General features: G+C 35.1%; 19 protein-coding genes, 1 pseudogene and 1 riboswitch. Of the genes and pseudogenes, 17 read left to right on the plus strand and 3 right to left on the minus strand.

The features are described 5' to 3' along the window. Window positions 1-326 precede the first annotated feature (326 nt). Window positions 327-572 (plus strand): DUF1450 domain-containing protein, encoded by a 246-nt coding sequence (locus QQZ16_RS03615; RefSeq protein WP_031538771.1) that lies wholly within the window; start codon window positions 327-329, stop codon window positions 570-572. A gap of 66 nt (window positions 573-638) precedes the next feature. Here the strand turns inward: QQZ16_RS03615 and QQZ16_RS03620 are convergent, their stop codons facing one another. Beyond that, window positions 639-1,271: a helix-turn-helix transcriptional regulator gene (locus tag QQZ16_RS03620; protein ID WP_342395191.1), complete on the minus strand. Its 633-nt coding sequence runs from the start codon at window positions 1,269-1,271 to the stop codon at window positions 639-641. Between the two features lie 236 nt (window positions 1,272-1,507). On the opposite strand from QQZ16_RS03620, the gene QQZ16_RS03625 reads away from it, so the two are divergent. From QQZ16_RS03625 to QQZ16_RS03670, 10 genes are all read left to right on the plus strand, one after another. Then, window positions 1,508-2,128: a superoxide dismutase gene (locus tag QQZ16_RS03625; RefSeq protein ID WP_031538768.1), complete on the plus strand. Its 621-nt coding sequence runs from the start codon at window positions 1,508-1,510 to the stop codon at window positions 2,126-2,128. A gap of 50 nt (window positions 2,129-2,178) precedes the next feature. Beyond that, a complete protein-coding gene (locus QQZ16_RS03630; RefSeq protein ID WP_284561106.1) occupies window positions 2,179-2,703 on the plus strand; it encodes an NADPH-dependent FMN reductase in 525 nt (174 codons plus the stop codon). Window positions 2,704-3,379: 676 nt separating this feature from the next. Next, window positions 3,380-4,714 (plus strand): ABC transporter substrate-binding protein, encoded by a 1,335-nt coding sequence (locus tag QQZ16_RS03635; RefSeq protein ID WP_284561107.1) that lies wholly within the window; start codon window positions 3,380-3,382, stop codon window positions 4,712-4,714. Window positions 4,715-4,815: 101 nt separating this feature from the next. After that, a complete protein-coding gene (locus tag QQZ16_RS03640; RefSeq protein ID WP_284561108.1) occupies window positions 4,816-5,757 on the plus strand; it encodes a carbohydrate ABC transporter permease in 942 nt (313 codons plus the stop codon). Window positions 5,758-5,774: 17 nt separating this feature from the next. Next, window positions 5,775-6,611 (plus strand): carbohydrate ABC transporter permease, encoded by an 837-nt coding sequence (locus QQZ16_RS03645; protein WP_284561109.1) that lies wholly within the window; start codon window positions 5,775-5,777, stop codon window positions 6,609-6,611. 14 nt (window positions 6,612-6,625) lie between these two features. Then, the gene (locus tag QQZ16_RS03650; protein ID WP_284561110.1) at window positions 6,626-7,894 is read left to right on the plus strand and encodes an arabinan endo-1,5-alpha-L-arabinosidase; all 1,269 of its coding nucleotides are present in this window, start codon (window positions 6,626-6,628) and stop codon (window positions 7,892-7,894) included. Between the two features lie 3 nt (window positions 7,895-7,897). Continuing rightward, complete coding sequence (locus QQZ16_RS03655; protein ID WP_284561111.1) at window positions 7,898-8,518, plus strand: DUF624 domain-containing protein; 621 nt, start codon at window positions 7,898-7,900, stop codon at window positions 8,516-8,518. A gap of 1 nt (window position 8,519) precedes the next feature. Beyond that, a complete protein-coding gene (locus QQZ16_RS03660; RefSeq protein WP_284561112.1) occupies window positions 8,520-9,956 on the plus strand; it encodes a glycoside hydrolase family 43 protein in 1,437 nt (478 codons plus the stop codon). Between the two features lie 14 nt (window positions 9,957-9,970). After that, window positions 9,971-10,945 carry a glycoside hydrolase family 43 protein gene (locus QQZ16_RS03665; protein WP_284561113.1) on the plus strand — a complete coding sequence of 325 codons (975 nt, stop codon included), beginning with the start codon at window positions 9,971-9,973 and terminating at the stop codon, window positions 10,943-10,945. Between the two features lie 246 nt (window positions 10,946-11,191). Next, window positions 11,192-12,709 carry a glycine betaine uptake BCCT transporter gene (locus tag QQZ16_RS03670; protein ID WP_235252546.1) on the plus strand — a complete coding sequence of 506 codons (1,518 nt, stop codon included), beginning with the start codon at window positions 11,192-11,194 and terminating at the stop codon, window positions 12,707-12,709. A gap of 127 nt (window positions 12,710-12,836) precedes the next feature. Here QQZ16_RS03670 and QQZ16_RS03675 read toward each other — a convergent pair whose 3' ends face one another. After that, window positions 12,837-13,229, minus strand: a complete 393-nt coding sequence (locus tag QQZ16_RS03675) for an SET domain-containing protein (protein ID WP_048716905.1) — start codon at window positions 13,227-13,229, stop codon at window positions 12,837-12,839. Between the two features lie 253 nt (window positions 13,230-13,482). Between QQZ16_RS03675 and truA the strand changes: the two genes are divergently transcribed. The 4 genes and pseudogenes from truA to QQZ16_RS03695 all read left to right on the plus strand — a co-directional run bounded on the left by truA (window position 13,483) and on the right by QQZ16_RS03695 (window position 18,038). Continuing rightward, window positions 13,483-14,220, plus strand: a complete 738-nt coding sequence (gene truA, locus QQZ16_RS03680; protein WP_031539398.1) for a tRNA pseudouridine(38-40) synthase TruA — start codon at window positions 13,483-13,485, stop codon at window positions 14,218-14,220. Between the two features lie 251 nt (window positions 14,221-14,471). After that, window positions 14,472-15,922 (plus strand): annotated as a pseudogene (locus tag QQZ16_RS03685) (nicotinate phosphoribosyltransferase). Between the two features lie 21 nt (window positions 15,923-15,943). After that, the gene (nadD, locus tag QQZ16_RS03690; protein WP_284561114.1) at window positions 15,944-16,558 is read left to right on the plus strand and encodes a nicotinate (nicotinamide) nucleotide adenylyltransferase; all 615 of its coding nucleotides are present in this window, start codon (window positions 15,944-15,946) and stop codon (window positions 16,556-16,558) included. Between the two features lie 92 nt (window positions 16,559-16,650). After that, window positions 16,651-16,730: riboswitch (ZMP/ZTP riboswitch) on the plus strand. 108 nt (window positions 16,731-16,838) lie between these two features. Beyond that, window positions 16,839-18,038, plus strand: a complete 1,200-nt coding sequence (locus QQZ16_RS03695) for a phosphoglycerate dehydrogenase (RefSeq protein ID WP_235252786.1) — start codon at window positions 16,839-16,841, stop codon at window positions 18,036-18,038. 194 nt (window positions 18,039-18,232) lie between these two features. Here the strand turns inward: QQZ16_RS03695 and QQZ16_RS03700 are convergent, their stop codons facing one another. Continuing rightward, window positions 18,233-19,189 carry a ribose-phosphate diphosphokinase gene (locus tag QQZ16_RS03700; protein WP_235252787.1) on the minus strand — a complete coding sequence of 319 codons (957 nt, stop codon included), beginning with the start codon at window positions 19,187-19,189 and terminating at the stop codon, window positions 18,233-18,235. Between the two features lie 340 nt (window positions 19,190-19,529). Here QQZ16_RS03700 and QQZ16_RS03705 point away from each other — a divergent pair, with 340 nt between their 5' ends. Beyond that, complete coding sequence (locus tag QQZ16_RS03705) at window positions 19,530-20,882, plus strand: amino acid permease (protein ID WP_251630137.1); 1,353 nt, start codon at window positions 19,530-19,532, stop codon at window positions 20,880-20,882. A gap of 810 nt (window positions 20,883-21,692) precedes the next feature. Then, a complete protein-coding gene (locus QQZ16_RS03710; RefSeq protein ID WP_031539408.1) occupies window positions 21,693-22,670 on the plus strand; it encodes an ABC transporter ATP-binding protein in 978 nt (325 codons plus the stop codon). The last annotated feature ends 2 nt before the right edge of the window (window positions 22,671-22,672 follow it).

A 22,672-nucleotide genomic window follows, 5' to 3' on the forward strand; every position in this document is an offset into this window, starting at 1 on the left:
AGGTTTTTAAAAAAAGAAAAAAACGAAATTTTGATGAAAGAAAATGTTTAGAAAGCGGATACAAAATTAAAAGTTTTATTTTATAAAAAGGGAGCTAAAAAAAACTCCCACAAAAACTTGACTCAATCACTTAAGTTTCTTTTCTTGCTTTTTTATACAGAAAGTGATTAAATGTATATACTTGTTTTTTATACTATACGGTATAAAAAACAGATGGATTAGATTATTAAAAAGAAGTAATTCTTATGATTTATTATTAATAGAAACTATTGTGAAATCGTTATATATATAGCTAGTACAGAAAATGAGAAAGGAGCACTTTAAAGATGGGGATTGTAGTTGTAGAAATTTGTGACGGAAGCCTGATTACGGAAATAGATTTAGAAAAAATAATAGAATCAAAATATCCAGAAGTGGCAGTGATTGAAAGCAGCTGTCTTTCATTTTGTGGCATGTGTGCGAAACGGCCATATGCCATTGTAAACGGAAAAAGAATTTTTGCGAAAACCACAGAAGAATGCCTCCAATTAATTATGAAGCAAATTGAAGCTGAATTAGCTATTTTTGCATAATATCTTAAAAAGGGAAGTCTTTAAGCAAATAGTGCTTAAAGACTTCCCTTTTCTATTTACCTTATTTTAAGAAACAAACTGCACTAAAAATTTACAGTGGTTATCTCCTTCAGTGCGGCAACATGTTCTGCTTACTGTATTTGTTCCTAGCACATTTTTTAGCATTACTGTCTCACAGCGACAAGCTACTTTAAACTCCTTTGCTACTTCTAAGATAGGACAATTGTATTCTGTTATTTCAAAAGTATGGTCGTCCACTTTCGATAAATCTGCCATATATCCTTTTTCATTTTGAATCTCAACCATTTCCTGCATTTTCTCAGAAGGAGTCTTGTCACTCATCCGAGAGATATATTCATTTGTAAGCCGTTCTTCCCGTTTATTAAATAGCTGCTGAACAGAATCATCCCCATACAGCTCTTTCACATCATTCAATAAATCTATACTAATTCCTTCATAGCTTTTCGGGAAAAAATACTCTGCCCTTTCTGCCAGAGTATAGCTTTGAATAGGACGTCCCATTGGCTGTTTTACTAGTTCTGATTGAATCAATCCATCTTTTTCTAAAATTGTTAAGTGCTTTCGCACGGCCATATGTGTAATTTGCAAACGATCTGTAAACTCATTTACCGTTAAAGCTCCTTCTTTTTTTAGGAAATGAAGGATTTTATCTTTTGTAGTTTTTTGTTTAGTGGTCATCATAAACCTCCATTCTATACATTGGAGAGAAAATATAAGTAAATTAAAATGTAGTAAAATTTATTATACCAGATAGTATAAAATGTTGAAAGCAGTTAATGTGTACAAAGTCTGTAAAGATATATTTACAAAATTCAGAAGTAAAAAGGATTGCATTTTTTCTTACCTTGGTTTATTGTTTAATTATACTTTTTAAACCATTAAGTATAAAAATAAAAATATTGGAGGAATTACAAATGACTACATATTCATTACCAGCTTTATCTTACGAATTTAACGCTTTAGAGCCACATATCGATCAACAAACAATGGAAATCCATTACGGAAAACATCATCAAACATATGTCAATAATTTAAATGCCGCACTTGAAGGGCAGGAAGCATTACAAGCAAAATCATTAGAGGAACTATTAAGTAATCTTGATGAAGTCCCAGAACAAATTAGAACAGCGGTTAGAAATAATGGTGGAGGTCATTTAAATCATTCTTTATTTTGGGAAGTAATTGCTCCTGCTACAGGAGAAAATGCTCCTTCTGGTGAACTAGCAGAAGCAATCACTAAAGCATTTGGAAGCATTGATGCATTTAAACAGCAGTTTACTGCAGCAGCTACAACTAGATTTGGATCTGGTTGGGCATGGCTTGTTGTTGACAAAGAAGGTAACTTGAAAGTAACAAGCACACCAAATCAAGATAATCCAATTATGGATGGAGAACGTGCAATCCTAGGTTTAGATGTTTGGGAGCATGCATATTACTTAAATTATCAAAACAGAAGACCTGAATACATTTCCAATTTCTTCTCTATTATTAATTGGAGTGTAGTTGCTCGGAAATTTGCTAATAATAACGAATAAGATAACGAAGATTAAGTGTTTCATGCTTATCTTTAAGCTTGGAGGATAATATGAAGCTTGTAGGAATTTCCGGCTCATTAGTGGGTGCAAAAACTTCCAAAGCAGTAAATGAAGTTTTAGTTGCAGCTAAGTCGCTTGATCCAGCCGTTCAAGTGGAGTTGATTGATTTAAGAGAGTATGAGATTGAATTTGTTAACGGTGCTCCACTTAGCTATTATAATGATGATACGATTAAAGTAGTAAACACTATATTAGCAGCAGATGCTCTTGTTATAGGAACGCCTGTATATCAAGCTTCCATAACAGGCGTATTAAAGAATCTTTTTGATCATCTACCAGTAGATGCGTTTAAATCAAAAGTGACAGGAATGGTTATCACAGGCGGTACAGATAAACATTTTCTTGTGATGGAATACCAATTAAAGCCAATTCTTACGTATTTCAAAAGTTTGGTTACCGTACAAAATGTTTTTGTGCATAATGATTATTTTGATGATGAAAACGAAATAACAGATGATGATGTTAAAAAGCGTATGATAAAACTTGCGGAAGAAATCATTTATTTAAAACGATAATTAGATTAGACAGATCTACTGATGATAGTAGGTCTGTTTTTTTTATTAAGAGAGTAAAGCTTTTAAGTCATGTGCTACCTAAGCAATGGGTACTTTATTACGCCGCCTTTAATGATAACTTGTATACATATAATTAAGTTATTCTCTGTAAAAAGAACGACACATGCGCTACTGACGCTAGTTGCATATAGAAATGAGGTAGCGTAGCTTGGAAAGTGCTTAGTTTCTATCCTATGACGGAGTATGCTTGGAAAACAAAACGTTGACCTATAATATGGCCATTTAAGAAATTTCATGGTTAATCATTGTGTTAACTTTAACGGAGGATTCAATTAACAGAGATAAATAGTTAATGATAATGTTAATTAAGTACATTATATTAATTCTTAGATTTATAAAAAAGTTATTGACAGCGTTTGCATAAAAATGTATAAATTACTTGTAAGCTATTTTTTGAATAATTCTATTAATAAGTTCTTTTAACAGATTTTATATTAAGGGGGGATGAGATAATTGGAAAGGAGAGCCAATCGATAGTTGCTGGAGAATGGTGATTAACTGCTATTAATCATTTGGGACCAAAGAAATAAACAATATAATCTCCAAAATGGAAAATCAGAATGAATATATTGCTTCTTGTTTATACGATAATATCAAAAAGTAGAGGAGAATATTAATGAGAAAAGTAAAAATATTGCTTTCTAGTATGTTGATTTTCAGTATGTTACTTTTAGGAGCATGTTCAAGCGGTAGTAGTGGGGAGGCAGATGGTAAAAAAGAAATTACCTTTATGTTTAGAGGTGGACCAGACGAAAAAACGGCCTATACGGAAGCAATAAAAAAGTTTGAAGAATCGCATGAAGGTGTTTCCGTAAAAATAATTAATACAGATGCTGATCAATATGCAACCAAATTATCTGCAGCAGTATCTGGTGGGAATGTCCCTGATGTATTTTATCTTGATTCTGGTAGTATTGCAAACTATGTAGATAATGGGATTATTGCTGATATTACAGAAGAAGTAGAAGCAGCTAATTTTGACTTAGATAGCATATGGAAATTTGGTGTAGATATTTATCGATATGATGGAGAAACACCTGGTAAAGGTGCTTTATATGGACTTCCTAAAGATGTGGGTCCGTTTGCGCTAGGATATAATAAAAATATTTTTGAAGAAGCAGGCATCCCTTTACCGGATAAAGATAAGGCTTATACATGGGAAGAATTCTTAGAAATTAGCCAACAATTAACAAAAGATACAAATGGTGATGGAGAAGTAGATCAATGGGCAAGTGGCTTCAATGCTACCTGGACATTACAATCTTTTGCTTATAGTAATGGCGCTTCTTTCTTAAATGAGGCAGGAGATAAGATTACTGTAGATACACCAGAATTTGCAGACTCTTTGCAATTCTTGGCAGACTTAACCAATAAATATCACACAACTCCAAGCTCTTCGCAGGCAGAAACATTAGATACATATCAAAGATGGATGAATGGAGAATTAGCCTTCTTCCCTGTTGGTCCATGGGATATGAGTACGTATGCTAAGCTTGATTTTGAATATGATTTAATGCCTTGGCCATCTGGTTCAACAGGAAAGTCTGTTGCTTATACTGGTTCATTAGGATTAGTAGTTTCAGCATCAACAAAAAATCCGGATTTAGCAACAGAATTAGCAATCTATTTATGTGCAGATGAAGAAGCACAGCAAACGCTATTAGATGCACAAGTTCAGATTCCTAATTTAATAGATATGGCAGAAGAATGGGCGTCAGATACTGAATCTGTACCAAGTAATAAGCAAGAGTTCTTAGATATTATTCAAGATTATGGAGTGCCTTATCCAACATATGCTACGTATAATTCTCAATGGTTAGATGAATTCTGGGCAAATATTACACCTGTGATGCAAGGGGAGCAAACAGCTAATGAATTTCTTGCAGAGATTCAGCCCAAGATGCAAAAGCTGTTAGATGAAGCAAACGAGCAGGCAAAGATGTCTAAATAATTTACGTGGAATTCTAAAACAGGGTCTAGCATAGCAATAAAAATTTCAATTGTAAGGCTAGACCCTAAAAAGACAACTCATTTAAGTAAAGAGGTGAGCATATGTCCAGTGTTATTGCTACAAATAGCAAAAAAAATAAAAATCCTAAGTTAAAAACAAAATCTAGCAATCTATATAAAAAGGAACATCAAGTAGCATTATTATTTGTATCTGCACCAATTCTTGGTTTCTTAATATTTTCCGTTTATCCATTTGCTTATTCTGTCTATGCTTCTTTTACGGACTGGAACGGATTAAATAGAATGAATTTTGTCGGTTTAGATAATTTTATTAAGCTTTTTAAAGATGAGTATTTTTATCAAACTTTATATAATACGGTCTTTTATATGATCGGGATTCCTATCGGACTGGGACTTGCTTTATTGCTGGCAATTGCATTAAGCAGAGGCCTTAAAGGAACCACGATTTTTAGAACAATTTATTACATCCCTGTAATCTCATCCCTTGCAGCGATTTCGATTATGTGGGCATGGGCCTATAATGGTGATTTTGGTTTGGTTAACCAATTTTTAGGTGTTTTTGGAATAGAGGGTCCCAATTGGCTAGAAAATACCGCGACAGTTAAACCTGCTATTATTCTGATGGCCGTCTGGAAAGGGCTTGGCTATTCTATGCTACTTTATTTAGCAGCTATACAAAGCGTTTCCAAGACTTTTTATGAAGCGGCAGAATTGGATGGAGCAAACAGTTTTCAAAAATTCTGGAATATTACTTGGCCAATGGTTAAACCAGTAACATTTTTTCTAGTTATCACTAACATCATCGGAGGCTTTCAAATTTTCACAGAAATTAACATTATGACTCCTACTGGTGGTCCATCTTATAGTTCCGCATCGATCGTTTGGTATATATGGCAAAAGGCATTTAAATACTATCAAATGGGTTATGGTTCAGCAATGTCACTGATTTTGTTTGTGTTTATTTTTGTAGTGACTGCTGTTCAATTCTATATGAACAGAAAATCTGATTATAGCTTAGATTAAAAGGGGGTGCGTGAGCTTTGAAAAAGCAAAAGAAACTTATAGATATATTCATTTATCTCATTCTAGGTATAGGATCTATATTCATGATTGGGCCATTATTATGGATGATAGCCACTTCTTTAAAAGATAAAACGGGAGTATTCGCATTACCACCGCAATGGATACCAGATCCTGTTCGAATTGATGCCTATATCCATTTATTTCAGCTAGAAACATTAGGAACAGGGATTAAGAATACTATTATTGTTTCTTTAACTGTAACGATTATTGGTACGATAACATCGAGTATGGCTGCATTTGCTTTTGCAAAATTAAGAATGCCTTTTAGAAATACGTTGTTTCTTATATTGTTGGCATCCATCATGATTCCTTATCCAATTATTATGATTCCTCAATTTGTTATGTTCTCAAAATTTGGGTGGGTGGATACACTACTTCCATTAATCGTACCAGGATTATTTGGTAATATAACAATGATTTTCTTTTTACGTCAATACTTAACAAATGTACCTTATTCTTTAATTGAAGCAGCAAAAGTGGATGGAGCTGGATATTTACAGATTTTCTTTAAATTGATTTTTCCAGTTATCCGTCCTGCAGTTGCAGCACAATTCATCCTTTGGTTTATGGGAGTATGGAATGATTATTTAGCACCATTGATTTATTTGAATAGTCCAGAAAAGCAAACACTGCAAGTAGTAATTGCCAATTTAAAGGCAACTTATGCTATTCAAACCGACTATCCGCTAATTATGGCAGGCTCTGTGGTGTCACTATTGCCAGTATTAATAGTATTTTTAATCTTCCAGAAGCAAATTATTGAATCCGTTGCCTTATCAGGTGTAAAAGGATGAGTGGAGGATCCTAAATGACAGAAATCACAAATACAAAAAACGCGATGCTACTAATAGAGCAGTATGGATGGGGAACGATTGGTACACATGATCCGACGATTGTAAAAGAGGAAAATGATTATTATATGTTTTCAACAGATACTGCTGTTAATAATTCGCCTACAAAAGGAATTCAAATTAGAAAATCAAAGGATCTTGTTCATTGGGAATATGTTGGTACCGCTTTAAATAATATTCCTAATGAGGCTTTTGAATGGTCTAAAGCACAGGGGCTATGGGCACCAGACGTAATCAAATATAATGGAGTCTATTATATGTATTATTCAGCTTCTACATTCGGCAGCACGGTATCTTGTATTGGTTTAGCAAAAGCAACACACTTACAAGGAACATGGCAGGATGAGGGAATTGTGGTGAAAACGGCTCCTTCAATTGCGACCCATAATGCGATAGATGCGAATGTAGTAAAGGATAAAGAGGAAAATTATTGGTTATGTTATGGCTCCTTTTTCGGTGGAATTCATCTTGTAAGACTTAATATGGAGACCGGTTTTCCGGAGAAGGAAGATGATTATGGAAAACTTATTGCCAGAAGGCCACAAGCTGTGGAAGGCGCAATTGAAGGAGCCTTTATTTATTACCACGAGGCAACTGATTTTTATTACTTATTTGCTTCTTATGATAGTTTAAGTGATAGCTATAATATTAGAGTTGCCAGATCGAAAAACATAACAGGACCCTATATTGATAAAAACGGGAAAAATATGATAGATACAGAGGGAGCCCCTCATTCCACTGGGGTGAAACTAGTTGGTAGTTATCAATTTAAGAATGATATAGCTTGGATTGCGCCTGGACATAATTCAATTTTCGCAGATAACCAGAAGCTATATATGGTTCATCATGTTAGGGTTGAGGCATTTTCATCCTACCATTATGCCTATATTAGGGAATTATTTTGGTTAGAAAATGGTTGGCCAGTTGTATCACCAGAACATTATCAATGGACAAATGAACATACTTATTCAGCTAACGATTTACTAGGAGAATGGGAATGGATTGCCTTTGATGAAGACACGAATTTAAAAGAAAGTAAGATTGCGAATGTGAGAGATACAGATTTATATGCGATTCAAGCGATTGCTAACAATCAGTTTCAACATATGGTAGAGGACTTTCAATTTGTTGTATTTCCATGTATGGATTGGAAACAAAATAAGAAAACGATAGGCTTCTCTGGTCTCACTAGGGAGGGGAGGGCTATCTTCGGGAAGAGGGTTTAATAGATGGTGTGGTCAAATAAGGTGATGATCGTTCTTGATAAAATAATAAGTATTATTTATTTGAACGTTCTTTGGATCATCGGGACGATTTTAGGGCTAGGAGTAGCTGGAATCTTTCCTGCTACATATGCACTTTATTATCTTTTACAGGATGAGGAGCTTTTTAACGATTTTCCATCATTTCGCAAACTTGCACAAACGTTCTTTTGTGCCTATAAACGTAAGTTCCTTGTGATCAATGGCATTGGGGTGATTTATGCAGTTATTTTATATATGCTCTGGATTGACTTTCAGCTCGTTAAAGGAATGCCTGTAGGAACTGCTTTCTTTTACTATCCTTTAATGTTTTTTATCACCTATATTTTGGCTACCATTCTATATATCTTTCCAGTGACTGTCTATACAGTAGGAACCTTTAAACAAAAAGCCAATGCCGTACTTTTATTGCCACTGTTATTGCCTTTACAAACAGTTTTTAGTTTAACCTTTTTCCTTGTGTTATCAATGATTGCTTATCGATTTAGCATTTTTCTTCCTTTGTTTTTTATTAGTACCTATTTCGTTTGTATCGATTGTTTTATTAAAAGGGAACTGACAAAAAAGGGAATTATAAAGGAGAGATAAGATGAATAAAAAGATGGGGGTGTATAGGTTTTTATCTAGTGCGATACTATTGATTGCTTTATCAGCATGTTCTCCTATACCAACTGCCGTTGACCAGAAATTAGAGGACCCAGGTTTTAAAGATGTATTTGTGCATGATCCTTCTATTATAAAGGATGAGGAGACTTATTATATATTAGGCTCTCATATGCAATTTGCAAAAACAAACGATCTAATTCATTGGGAGCAATTATCAGAGAGTGTACCTACTAATCATTTGATTCCAAATATAGATGATGAATTAGCAGAAGCATTTGAATTTGCAAAAACAGATACCCTATGGGCAGGAGACGTGATTCAGCTCGATAATGGAAAATATTACATGTATTATTCTGCATGTGAAGGATCTAGTCCGCTATCCGTACTTGGTGTAGCAGTATCCGATCATGTGGAAGGACCTTATAAGAATGAAGGCATCTTTTTAAAATCTGGAATAAAGAAAGAAGATGGTTCTGCTTTTGATGCAACAAAAGAGCCGAATGTTATTGATCCACATGTCTTCTATGATAAAGAAGGAAAGTTGTGGATGGTGTATGGTTCCTATTCTGGAGGGATCTTCATTTTAGAAATGGACGAAGAAACTGGTTTTCCGAAAAAAGGGCAAGGCTATGGGACGAAATTATTAGGGGGGAACCATAGTCGAATAGAAGGACCATATATTCAATATAATGAAGAGACAGACTACTATTATTTATTCTTATCCTATGGAGGATTAGCAGCAGACGGAGGTTATCAAATCAGAGTAGCCAGGTCAAAAAATCCAGAAGGTCCATATATGGATAATACAGGGAAAACGATGCTGGATGCCAAGGGAAAAGAAGGCACATTATTTGATGATGATTCCATTGCACCGTATGGGACGAAACTGATTGGTAATCATTCTTGGGAGACAGATCTTGCGTTAACAAATGCTGGCTATGTTTCTCCAGGACATAATTCTACTTATTTTGAAAAAGAAACTAATCAGTATTTTATCATATTTCACACTCGGTTTCCGAATTTAGGAGAACAACATAGTGTACGTGTACATCAAATGTTTTTTAATGAAGAGGGGTGGCCACTGATCACTCCGTTAAGATATGCAAATGAGAAATTAACAAAATACACAGATAAGCAAGTAATAGGGGATTACAAGCTTATTTTCCATGGTAGAGATATAACAGAAGAAATAAAAGTTCCGACTGAAATAACAATAAACAGAAATGGCAAAATTGAAGGGGAATATGCTGGAAAATGGGATTGGTCAAACGATAAATATGTAAATATCACTCTAAATGGAATAACTTATAATGGGCTATTTATTTCTCAATGGGATGAATATCAAGAAGCACAAACAATGGCATTTAGCGGTTTATCGGAGAATGGTGACACTATTTTTATGATTAGAAATGTGGAATAAAGGAGCTAAAAGCGATGACGAAATTAACGGAAATTCAATATAATAACCCTATTGTTTATCAGCGAGCAGATCCGTGGATATACAAACATACAGATGGATACTACTATTTTACTGGTTCTGTGCCTGGCTATCAGAAAATAGAGGTTCGGAGAGCGCGTACATTAAATGATTTGGAAAGAGGGGAAAAAGCATTTGTGTGGCATGCTCATCCAGTAGGAGCACTCAGTTCTTTAATTTGGGCACCAGAAATTCATTTTATCCACGGGAAATGGTATATATACTTTGCAGCAGCACAATACGACTATCCTAAAGATGGGATTTTTCAACATCGCATGTATGTACTAGAATGTGCTGACAAAGATCCTTTAACCGGTAAGTGGGTGGAAAAGGGGCAAGTTAAAACGGTTCAGGAAAGTTTCAGTTTGGATGCAACGGTGTTTGAATTAAACGACAAGCTCTACTATGTATGGGCACAGAAAGAGCCAGCAATCCCCGGGAATTCTAATCTATACTTCTCTGAAATGGAAAATCCCTGGACATTAAAAGGAAAGCAACTATTGTTAACTATTCCTGAATATGAATGGGAGAAAAAAGGGTTTTTAGTAAATGAAGGCCCGGCTGTATTGATACGAAATGGAAAAGTATTTATTACTTATTCAGCCAGTGCAACAGACGAAAACTATTGTATGGGTATGCTTTGGGCAGATATAAATTCTGATTTATTAGATGGATATTCTTGGTCTAAATCTAGTAAACCTGTTTTTTGTAGCGCTCCAGAGAATCAACAATATGGACCAGGTCATAATAGCTTTACCGTAAGTGAAGATGGAAATCATGATGTACTAATATATCATGCAAGACCTTATACGGAAATTGAAGGAGATCCATTGAATAACCCAGATCGCCATGCGAGAGCTCAAGTATTTACTTGGGATGAGAAAGGATTTCCGGTATTTGGGAAACCGATTAAAAATCATGCGACATTCTAAAAAAATAAAGGAAAGCAAGTGTAGGGGGGGATTTTGTATTTCTACACTTACTTTTTCTATTCTTTTCTTCATCCATGCTGATAGATATCTGTTCCTTCTAGATTCATTGGTTGTCATCCAGTAAAAAGGTACTTCCATAAGGATACTAAAAAGAGCATACCTTGTTTAATTCTCCTATTAAAGGATATAATAACTAGGCGGTTATCGTACATAGATTATTATTCGATTAGAAGGAGAATTTATTATATGAAGTTTAAAGATCATCTTGTTTTTAATGTTTCTATAATCATAATCTTGTTGATTGTGTTAGTAGGAGCTCTTGCACCAGATACACTTAAGGAAGGCACAGCTAGTGTCCAATCCTTTATTACAGATTCTTTTGGTTGGTATTATTTAATTGTGGTCACATTTTTCGTGATAATTTGTTTGTACTTATTAATAAGTCCTGTAGGTAAAATAAAATTAGGAAAACCTGACGATAAGCCTGAGTTTTCAAGACTAGCATGGTTAGCGATGCTTTTCAGTGCGGGAATGGGAATCGGCCTTGTTTTTTATGGGACGGCGGAGCCATTAAGTCATTTTGCTATTAGCTCTCCAACAAATGAAATTGGAACAAATCAGGGTATGAAAGATGCTATGAGATATACCTACTTTCATTGGGGAATTCATGCATGGGCAGTATATGGGATTGTTGCTTTAAGTCTTGCCTATACGACTTTTAGGAAGGGCGGAACAACCTTAATCAGTTCAACCTTGAAACCATTACTAGGTCATTCCATGGATGGAAGAGCTGGAAGAATTATTGATATTATTGCTGTTTTTGCAACGGTAACGGGGATTGCTACAACGCTAGGTTTTGGAGCGGTACAAATAAATGGGGGGCTTTCTTTTCTTTATGATATTCCTTCCAATTTTTTAACACAATTTATTATTATAGTAATTGTCACCGTCCTGTTTTTACTTTCAGCCCTTACTGGATTAGGCAAAGGGATTAAAATCCTTAGTAATACGAATATGATATTAGCTTTCGTTCTATTTTTGATTGTTTTTATCATGGGAAATACGGTTTTTATCCTCAATTTATTTACAGATACAATTGGAAGCTACTTACAAAACTTAGTGCGCATGAGTTTCCGAATTGCGCCTTTAAATGGTAAGAATCGCCAATGGATAGATGCGTGGACGATTTTTTATTGGGCTTGGTGGATTGCGTGGTCACCATTTGTAGGTATTTTTATTGCTCGTATTTCCAAAGGAAGAACGATTCGTGAATTTATAACGTTCGTACTATTTATTCCATCAGTAATTGGCTTTTTATGGTTCTCTGTGTTCGGTGGAAATGCGATGTATCTTGAACATAAAGGGTTAGGTACTATATCAACTTTTGCTACAGAAGAAACATTGTTTGCCCTTTTAGAGCATTATCCACTTAGTGCTTTACTATCCCTATTGGCTATTTTGTTGGTTGCTGTGTTCTTTATTACTTCTGCCGATTCAGGAACATTCGTTTTGGGGATGCTATCTGCAAATGGCGTACAAAATCCAAGTAATCGGATTAAAGTCATTTGGGGGGTATTGCTTACGACGATTTCCCTTGTATTACTTTATTCTGGCGGATTAGATGGATTACAAAATATGATGATTATTGCGGCTCTTCCTTTTTCCTTAATAATGATTTTAATGACAGTAAGTCTATTGAAGGAAGTACATCAGGAAAAAGCGGAATATGAATCAAAGTGGAAGAAGAAAAAAATCTCGAAATAATATCGAGTCTTCAGAATCGAGGTTTTGTTTACCTTTTTGTTGCATGCTAAAATGTTGATGGGAGCGGAAATGTTACATATCCGCTCCCATCAACATATTTTATTTGGGGGAATTTTCAGTGACGAATTTAATTTTCATCTTCTTTATCTTTATTAAACCATAATGGCTCGTAATCATCGACTTCCCCATTATAATTGATTAAAATTTCTTCGCCGGCTTTTATATCCTTATAAGCATAATAATCAAAAGTATGTTTATCAAAATTAATCTCATAAGTCGCATTTGGTTCATACGAATGGTTAAAAAGCATGCCGTAACCTAGAACAACTGCACTGTGATTAATGCCATATTCATATACATAATCTTCTAATACCGTTCTTTCGATATACTTATGTTGTTCATTTGGATAAGGAACAACAGGAGCTTCATGGAATAAGGTCCCCTTTTTAATATCACAAGTAGCAAATACGCCTCTATTGAATTCCCCATCGCTTAGGGGGGATGTTTTAATTTCTATCATTATTGTTCACCTACAACTCTTTATAGTTTACTGCTATCTCTTACTCTAACATTGATTCTTTTATTTAGGAAATAAATTAATGAAAAACTTATAAAAAATGAAGCATTTCAGTTATAATCTGACTTTTTAACTAATGAAGAATTTGGAGATAATAGTGTATAATGAGTACGATTCTTTAGGTTTTCGTAATGATTTTAGAATTGGATTACGTTTTTTTAATAAAGAACATAAAAAGGAAGAGACAGGAGAAAAAATGAAAAATTATAAATTGCTTATTCAATATGATGGTGGACGGTATAAAGGATGGCAACGCCTCGGTAATGGGGACCAATCCATTCAAGGGAAAATTGAAAACGTCCTGACAGAAATGGTAGGAGAAAAGATTGAAATTATCGGCTGCAGCCGAACAGATGCAGGCGTACACGCATTATCACAAGTTGCTAACTTCAAAATGAACAAAGAAATGACGGAAAAAGAGGTCATGAATTATCTAAATCACTACTTACCAAATGATATTAGTATTTCGAAAGTAGCAATCGTTCCTGATCGTTTTCATGCAAGATATAATGCAAAGGATAAAACCTATGTGTATAAAATTTGGAATAAATCGTATACCAATCCTTTTATGCGCAAATATAGTATGCATGTAGAGAAAAAGCTAAATGTAAAAAGAATGGAGCAAGCAGCTGCCTATTTTGTTGGTAAACATGATTTTACAGCTTTCTCGAACGCTAAATCTAAGAAGAAGTCAATGGTTAAAGAAATATACTCCATTGATATAAAAGAAGTGGAAGGGTTTCTTGAAATTCGTGTCAGTGGTGATGGTTTTCTTTACAATATGGTAAGAAAAATAGTGGGAACACTAATAGAGATTGGGCTAGGAAAAATCGAAGCAGATGCTATTCCAGCAATTATTGCAGAAAAAGATCGTAGTCTGACAGGAATGATGGCAGAAGCAAATGGGTTATTTTTAGAAAAGGTACAGTTTTAAAAGAAATAGGTAAAAGCGAGTAGGTTCTTTAGTAAGAAACTACTTGCTTTTTTTATAGTTAAAAATGGTTTTGTTTTAAATGAACGTTTCCTCCTTAAAAAATTGTAGTGCAAATATAAAAAGCTTAGCCCAAAAGAGAATGATTTAATAAATATACGGATAATTATATAACAAACAGAGATTTGTCACATGCTAAGGGAAGGGACTTTGCTTTTGAAGTAGAAATGAATATAGCAAGAGGAGGAAAATAAATGAACTATGCGGATGACAGTCTGATGCTACATACAGATCTTTATCAAATTAATATGATGGAGACATATTGGAGAGATGAAAAACATGAACGAAAAGCTGTGTTTGAACTTTACTTTCGCAAACTCCCTTTTGGAAATGGTTTTGCTATATTCGCTGGTCTTGATCGGATTTTATCTTATATAAAGAATTGTCGGTTTACACAAAGCGATTTGGACTATTTACGAAATGAAGGAGGTTATAAGGAGGATTTTCTTCTTTATTTAAAAAATTTCACTTTTTCTGGTGACATATATTGCATGGAGGAAGGGGAGCTAGTATTTGCCAATGAACCGATTCTAAGAGTAGAAGCACCAATTGCGGAGGCGCAATTAATCGAAACGGCATTATTAAATATTGTTAATTACCAAACACTTATTGCAACAAAAGCTGCGAGAATGAAGCAGGTTATTGGAGAGCAGACAGCAATGGAGTTTGGGACAAGAAGAGCGCAAGAAATGGATGCAGCGATATGGGGAACAAGAGCTGCCTATATTGGTGGGTTTTCGGCGACGAGTAATGTAAGGGCAGGGAAAATTTTTAATATCCCTGTATCTGGAACACATGCACATGCATTTGTTCAAGCATATCAAGACGAATATGAGGCTTTTAAAAGCTATGCCAGCACCACAAAGAATGCGTTTTCCTTGTTGATACATATGACACACTCCGCTCTGGTGTTCCCAATGCTATAAAAGTGGCAAAGGAGCTTGGAGATAAGATTCACTTTAAGGGGATTCGTTTAGACAGTGGAGACTTGGCGTATCTTTCAAAGCGAGCTAGAGAAATGCTTGATGAAGCGGGCTTTTCTGACACGAAAATTATTGCCTCTAATGATTTAGATGAGTATACCATTATGAATTTGCGGGCAGAAGGAGCAAAAATTGATATCTGGGGAATTGGAACAAAGTTAATTACTGCATTTGATCAAGCAGCACTGGGCGCTGTATATAAATTAGTCAGTATAGAAAATGAACAAGGTATAATGGAGGATACCATTAAATTATCTGGAAATCCGGAAAAGATTTCTACGCCAGGTCAGAAAAGAGTATATCGAATTATAAATAATGAAAATGACCATGCTGAGGGTGATTACATTGCACTGGCAAATGAAGTAATAACACAAGAACCATTAAAAATGTTTCATCCTGTTCATCCATATTTGAATAAAGTGGTGACGAATTACAGGACCATCGAATTACATCATCCAGTTATAAAAAACGGGCATATCCAGTTTGAACCACCAGCATTAAAAGATATTCAAATGAAGGCTAAAGAGAACCTGAATTATCTATGGAATGAATATAAGCGAACGCTTAATCCAGAAGAGTATCCAGTCGATTTAAGTAAAGCATGCTGGGAAAACAAGCGAAGCTATATAGAAAAAATGAAAGAGAAATCACGCAGCGTTTAACCTTTTTAAGGAGAGGATAAATTGGGTAAAATAGGGATTTACGGATCATCCTTTGATCCAATAACAAATGTTCATCTCTGGACGGCTAGCACTGTTGCCCATCGTTGTAAATTAGACAAGGTTATTTTTCTTCCTTGTTCCAGTATGCGACGGGATAAAACAATGGAAACAGCAGATGAACATCGTATAAAGATGGTGAACATGGCAATAGAGGATAATGAGAAGTTTTCTTTAGATGATTATGAAATGATGCAAGATGGATGGGAAATCTATACGTATCATACGATGAATTATTTTAAAAAGCTTTTTCCAGAGGATAGTGTGTACTTTATTATGGGTGCTGATTTATTGGTTGATATTGGAAGAGCTATGTGGACAAAAGGAGAGGAGTTGATAGCAGAAAATCGGTTTATTGTAATGGCTAGAAATGGAATTGATATGCTTTCAGCCATAAGCCGATCGCCAATCCTCCGTAATCATGACGATGGGAGCACTTTTCATCTCTTAGATAAGGGATTGGCAATGGAAATAAGCTCTACCTATATACGGGAAGAATTTGCGATAGGTGGGGAACCGAGGTATCTTTTGCCAGAAAAATGCTATGAATATATAAAGAAAAATAAATTATACCAATAAACCATTCTAAAAAAAGCATGAAAAAACACAAAATTAATAAGAAATTAGTCATTGATGATTACTGAATAGTCTGATAGAATGAAGGCAATCTAAAGGCTATGTGTAACTGGCGAAATACGGAAAACCGTAGGGGAGCACATAGTGTCGTATGTCGTTCGCCTGGGCAGAGGTAAGGGATATACTCCTTTGCCTTTTTCTTTTTTAGATGATTTCATTTAGAAAGGTAAACGTATTAACCAAGCGTAAAAAGAATATAATTGAATGAAAAGGAGCAATGGAGATGAGCACTACGACTGTTAAAGATGTAAAGACTATTAAGACATTAAATAATATTGCTGCAAGTGGCCTAAGTGTGTTTAAAAAAGGAAATTTTACAATTGACGATACGAGCAATAACCCTGATGCAATTCTTTTGCGCAGCTTTAATATGCATGGTATGGAATTAGGAGAGAATGTAAAGGCAATTGCCCGAGCGGGAGCAGGTGTCAATAATATTCCAGTTGAGCAATGTACAACGCAAGGAATTGTTGTATTTAATACACCTGGTGCTAATGCAAATGCAGTAAAAGAAATGGTGCTTATGTCATTAATGGCTTCATCTCGAAATTTGTTTGAAGGTGTATCATGGGCAAAAACACTCCTTGCTGAAGGTGACCAAATTCCAAAACTAGTGGAAACGGGTAAAAAACAATTTGTTGGGCACGAAATCAAAGGAAAAACTTTAGGTGTCATTGGCTTAGGAGCAATCGGAGCACTTGTTGCAAACGATGCCCTTGCTCTAGATATGGATGTCATTGGGTATGATCCTTTTCTTTCTGTAGATACAGCTTGGAATTTATCACGTAATGTGCAGCGAGCTATGACATTAGAACAGCTATTTACAGAATCTGATTATATAACAGTCCATGTGCCGTTAACAAAAGATACGAAGGGAATGTTTAATCAGCAAGCTTTCGACTTAATGAAGCCTGGTACGCAAATTTTAAACTTCTCTCGTGGCGAGCTAGTAAATGAAATTGATATAGCTGTTGCTTTAGAAGAAGGCATAATAGGACGATATATAACAGATTTTCCGAATGAAAATGTCCTGCAAATGAAGAATACGATTGCTATTCCTCATCTAGGTGCATCTACTGAAGAGTCTGAAGAAAATTGCGCTGTTATGGCAGCTCGCCAAGTAAAGGAATTTTTGGAAACAGGTAATATTAAAAACTCTGTAAACTTTCCAAATGCATCCATCCCATACACAGGAAAACGTCGTGTTACAGCCTTCCATCTAAATATTCCTAATATGGTAGGACAGATAACACAAGCAATTTCTACTTACCAGTTGAATATTGCTGATATGATAAACAGAAGTCGTGGCGAGTATGCTTACACGATGATTGATATCGATAACGAAGTAGCAGATGAAATCATCCCACTGCTTTCTAAGCAATTAAAAGAGATTGATGGAATCGTAACAATGAGAGTTATCTAAAGTGGAGAAATAAATACGATTTGATAGACTCCTGGTTGAAAAGGAGTCTATTTTTTATTTTTGAGGTGGGTTCGTATTATTTGGTAATTAGTTAAATGATCTAAAGTAGAGAGGAAATAATCCAACCCAACTAGTTATTTCTACTAAATCCATTAAAAAAGGCTGCCCAGTGGACAACCTTTAGCCTTAACAGATTATTTAAACAACACACTCACAGACTTATGCTCATAAACACGGCTAATGGCATCACTTAGTAATTCAGCAATCGATAGCTGCGTAATTTTGTCAATTCTCTTTTCCTCTGGAAGTGGAATGCTGTTTGTCACAATCAATTCCTTGATTTGAGATTCCTGGATCATATCAATTGCTGGTTCAGATAAAACAGGATGGACACAGCATGCATATATTTCTTCTGCCCCATTCTCAAGTAATGCCTTTGCAGCAGTCGTAATGCGGTAAGATGTATCAACAATATCATCTACAATTATGGCTGTTTTTCCTTCAATGTTTCCGACAATGTTTACCTCACGAGGACCAATATCTTTTGGGCCACGCTTATCGATAATTGCGATTGGGGCTTTTAATCGATCTGCAAGCTCTCGGGCACGAGTAACACTACCGTGATCTGGGGCAACTACTACTACATCACTTGCATACTTTTTTGTATTTAAGTAGTCTGCAAGCAGTGGTATTCCTACTAATTGGTCCACTGGAATGTTAAAGAAGCCTTGTGTTTGTGGTGCGTGCAAATCTAATGTGATAACACGGTCTGCACCAGATTTTTGAATTAAATTGGCAACTAATTTAGCCGTAATTGGCTCTCTTGGTTGTGCTTTTCTATCCTGACGTGCATATCCATAATATGGAATGACGACATTAATCGTTTCAACAGAAGCGCGTTTTAAGGCATCAATCATAATGAGTAATTCCATAATACTTTGATTTACAGGATCACAAGTGGACTGAATAATAAATACTTCACAACCACGGACGCTTTCCTCAATATTAATTTGAATTTCCCCATCGCTAAATTTTTTAACGGTACATTTTCCTAATTCAGTACCTAGATGCTCTACTATTTCTTGGGCTAGAGCAGGGGATGAATTAAGAGCAAAAACTTTTAGTTTTGTTCCTTGATATGTATTGGCCATGAATGGTTCCTCCTATAATCTGAACAGACTTAGCTACCTCAATCTACCTAAAGAATAGCTCCTACTATAAGTATTGTAGGATACCGATATTTGTATTTCAACCAATTATAGCATTTTTAAAATGAAACTTCTTAAACATTTCTTCCTAATAGTACAGTATTTAATCTATAATAGCATATTCTAAAAGCATAAAAATTAATCATGTTGCTCACGAATCTCTCTTTTAACACAATAAGAAGAGAGATTCGTGAATGTTCCTTTATAATGTGCTAAACTATAATTCGTTGATTTTGTTACATAATAGAATTTAATAGTATAAATGAAGAGAGAGTGATTTTAAATGCAGCAAGAAACATTGTCTAGAGGCTTGAAAAACAGACATGTTCAATTAATTGCCATTGGGGGAGCGATTGGTACCGGCCTTTTTCTTGGAGCGGGTAAGTCCATTAATTTAGCAGGACCCTCTATTTTATTTGCATATATTATTACAGGTATTATTTGTTTTCTGATTATGCGTGCATTAGGAGAATTACTTTTATCGAATCTTGAATATCATTCATTTGTTGATTTTGTTCATGATTATATTGGAAATAGGGCTGCTTTTGTAACAGGATGGACGTATTGGTTCTGCTGGATCTCCATTGCAATGGCAGATTTAACAGCCATTGGCATGTATACACAGTTCTGGTTTCCAAATGTTCCGCAATGGTTACCAGGCTTTATCGCCTTAATGGTATTACTGATTATGAATTTAGCTACTGTTAAGCTATTTGGTGAAATGGAATTTTGGTTTGCTTTAATTAAAATAATTGCGATTATTGCCTTAATCATTATTGGTTTTATTATGATTGTTAAAGGCTTTTCAACAAATGCTGGCCCATCTAGTTTTACCAATCTATGGAGCCATGATGGAATGTTTCCAAATGGGATGCACGGATTTATCCTTTCATTTCAGATGGTTGTGTTTGCATTTGTCGGTATTGAATTAGTCGGATTAACAGCTGGTGAGACAGAGAATCCTGAAAAGGTTATTCCAAAAGCAATCAATAATATCCCTGTTCGAATCTTGATTTTTTATGTGGGAGCATTGCTTATCATCATGAGCATTTATCCTTGGAATGCTATTAATCCTGCGAAAAGCCCATTTGTTCAAGTCTTCTTGGCAGTGGGAATAGCTGCTGCTGCTGGAATAGTTAACTTTGTTGTTCTAACTTCTGCTGCATCTGCATGTAATAGTGCGATTTTTAGTACTAGTAGAATGACGTATGCTTTAGCAAAGGAAAAGAATGCTCCAGAAGCACTTGCTAAACTGACTAAAAATCAAGTTCCATCAAATGCTTTGTTTTTTTCAGTTATAGTTGTGTTAATTGCGGTTATTTTAAATTATTTCATGCCAGAGGGTGTATTTACATTAATAACAAGTATATCTACGGTTTGTTTTATCTATATTTGGGCAATTACGGTTATTTGTCATATGAAATATCGAAAAACAAGACCAGAGCTAGCTGCGAAGAATAAGTTTAAGATGCCGCTGTACCCTGTTGCTAACTATATTATTCTTGTTTTTCTAGCATTTGTACTTGTTGTCTTAGCACTCGCAGAGGATACAAGAATCGCTTTAATTGTGACACCAGTGTGGTTTATTTTATTATTAGTTATTCACCAATTAAAGTGGAATAGAACTTCTAATTGATTGGTTGCTTTATGAAAAACGATTAAGCCTGGAAAGGTTAATTAAAAGGTCCTGTTTTCGTGTTCATTCTTACTAAATGACACAAGAAAAGAAGGATAGGTACCGACCTCCAAAAGTACTAACTTTTGGGGGTTTTTTAGATTTGACATAGCAATGGACATCATTATTATGATGGACAATAAGTAATGTACAATTAAAAAAGACACAGTGTTGTTTTGAGTACCAATTTTATTGATTTTATAAGGTGGTCGATAAAATGCCCTCATCTAGGATGGAGAGTGTCTGCCACTGATTGCCTGGGAGATCCGCTTAAGCATCAAAGCTGATAATAAACGGAAAAATTCCGCTTAATTAGTAATTTTTATAAAAAAAGGCAGGAATAGACGGAGAAATTCCTCCTATTGGAACGAAACCTTCAGAAATTGGTGATTTTGATGGGGATAAGCGGAAAAACTCCCCTTATTTACCTTGAAACAAGCTCCATTCTGCATTTAACCGGAAAAACTCCGCTAATTTTCCTTTCACGGTTCTTCGGTAAAGGTGAAGACATAAGATTACGACGAATCATATTCCCTGTAACTAAGTTTTATATTCCTAATGAAGAAACTCGCCAATTACTAAAATGATGCCAATACAATAGTCATTTCAGAACATATTTCTCCAAATGAATCGGTTTAAAGGTTTTTTCCAGCCTTTCTCTTGTAAGTTGATTTAAACCAGAAAGAAGATTTTAAAAAATCAAAAAACTAATTGACACCATCTTAACTAGAATGCTATTATAGTCTTCTTTGGAAAAAGGAGGGAAATGCATTGATTAAAGTCGAAGGTATCAATAAGTCCTTTAAGGTTGCAAAAAGGACAACGGGATTGGCAGCAGGTTTGAAAGCTCTCATACATCGAGAACACAAGATTGTTCATGCATTAAATGATGTGAGTTTTACGATTAATACTGGAGAAATTGTTGGTTATATCGGGCCAAATGGTGCAGGCAAATCAACGACGATAAAAGTGATGAGCGGTATTTTAGTTCCTGATAGTGGCAGTTGTGAAATTATGGGCTATACACCATGGATGGATCGAGTAGAATATGTAAAAAATATCGGTGTTGTTTTTGGACAACGTTCCCAGCTATGGTGGGACGTCCCGGTAATCGATTCTTTTGCCTTGTTAAAAGATATCTATCAGGTACCAGATACGGAGTATAACGACACGCTATCCCTATTAATAGAAACACTTGAATTAAAGGATATTCTACATTCACCAGTAAGACAGCTCAGTTTAGGACAGCGCATGCGTTGTGAAATTGCAGCCTCCCTAATACATAACCCACAAATTCTCTTCTTAGATGAACCTACGATTGGTCTTGATGCAGTAAGCAAAATTGCTGTAAGAAATTTTATAAAAAAAATCAATAAGCAGAAGAACGTAACCGTTATCCTTACAACACACGATATGTTCGATATTGAGGCACTTTGTGATCGAGTCATTTTAGTAGGGAAAGGGAGCTTATTATATGATGGAAATTTACAGGAATTAAGAAGCCGTTTTGGTTCCCATCGCACTATAACACTTGACTATAAATCAAGTACTAGTCCCATTCAAATTCCTGGTACTACTCCGATTTCTTGGACAGAGGAAAGAGCCATAATAAGTGTGGATACTACGATAGTCTCTGTATCGGAAGTAATCATGAAATTGTCTCATTCCCTTGATTTAGTTGATATTTCAGTGACATCCCAGCCAATTGAAGATATAATTGTACAGCTTTATAAGGAGTATGAGATATGAGG

Origin of the sequence: Bacillus sp. T2.9-1 (assembly GCF_950097965.1) — a bacterium.
GTDB lineage: Bacteria > Bacillota > Bacilli > Bacillales > Cytobacillaceae > Niallia > Niallia hominis.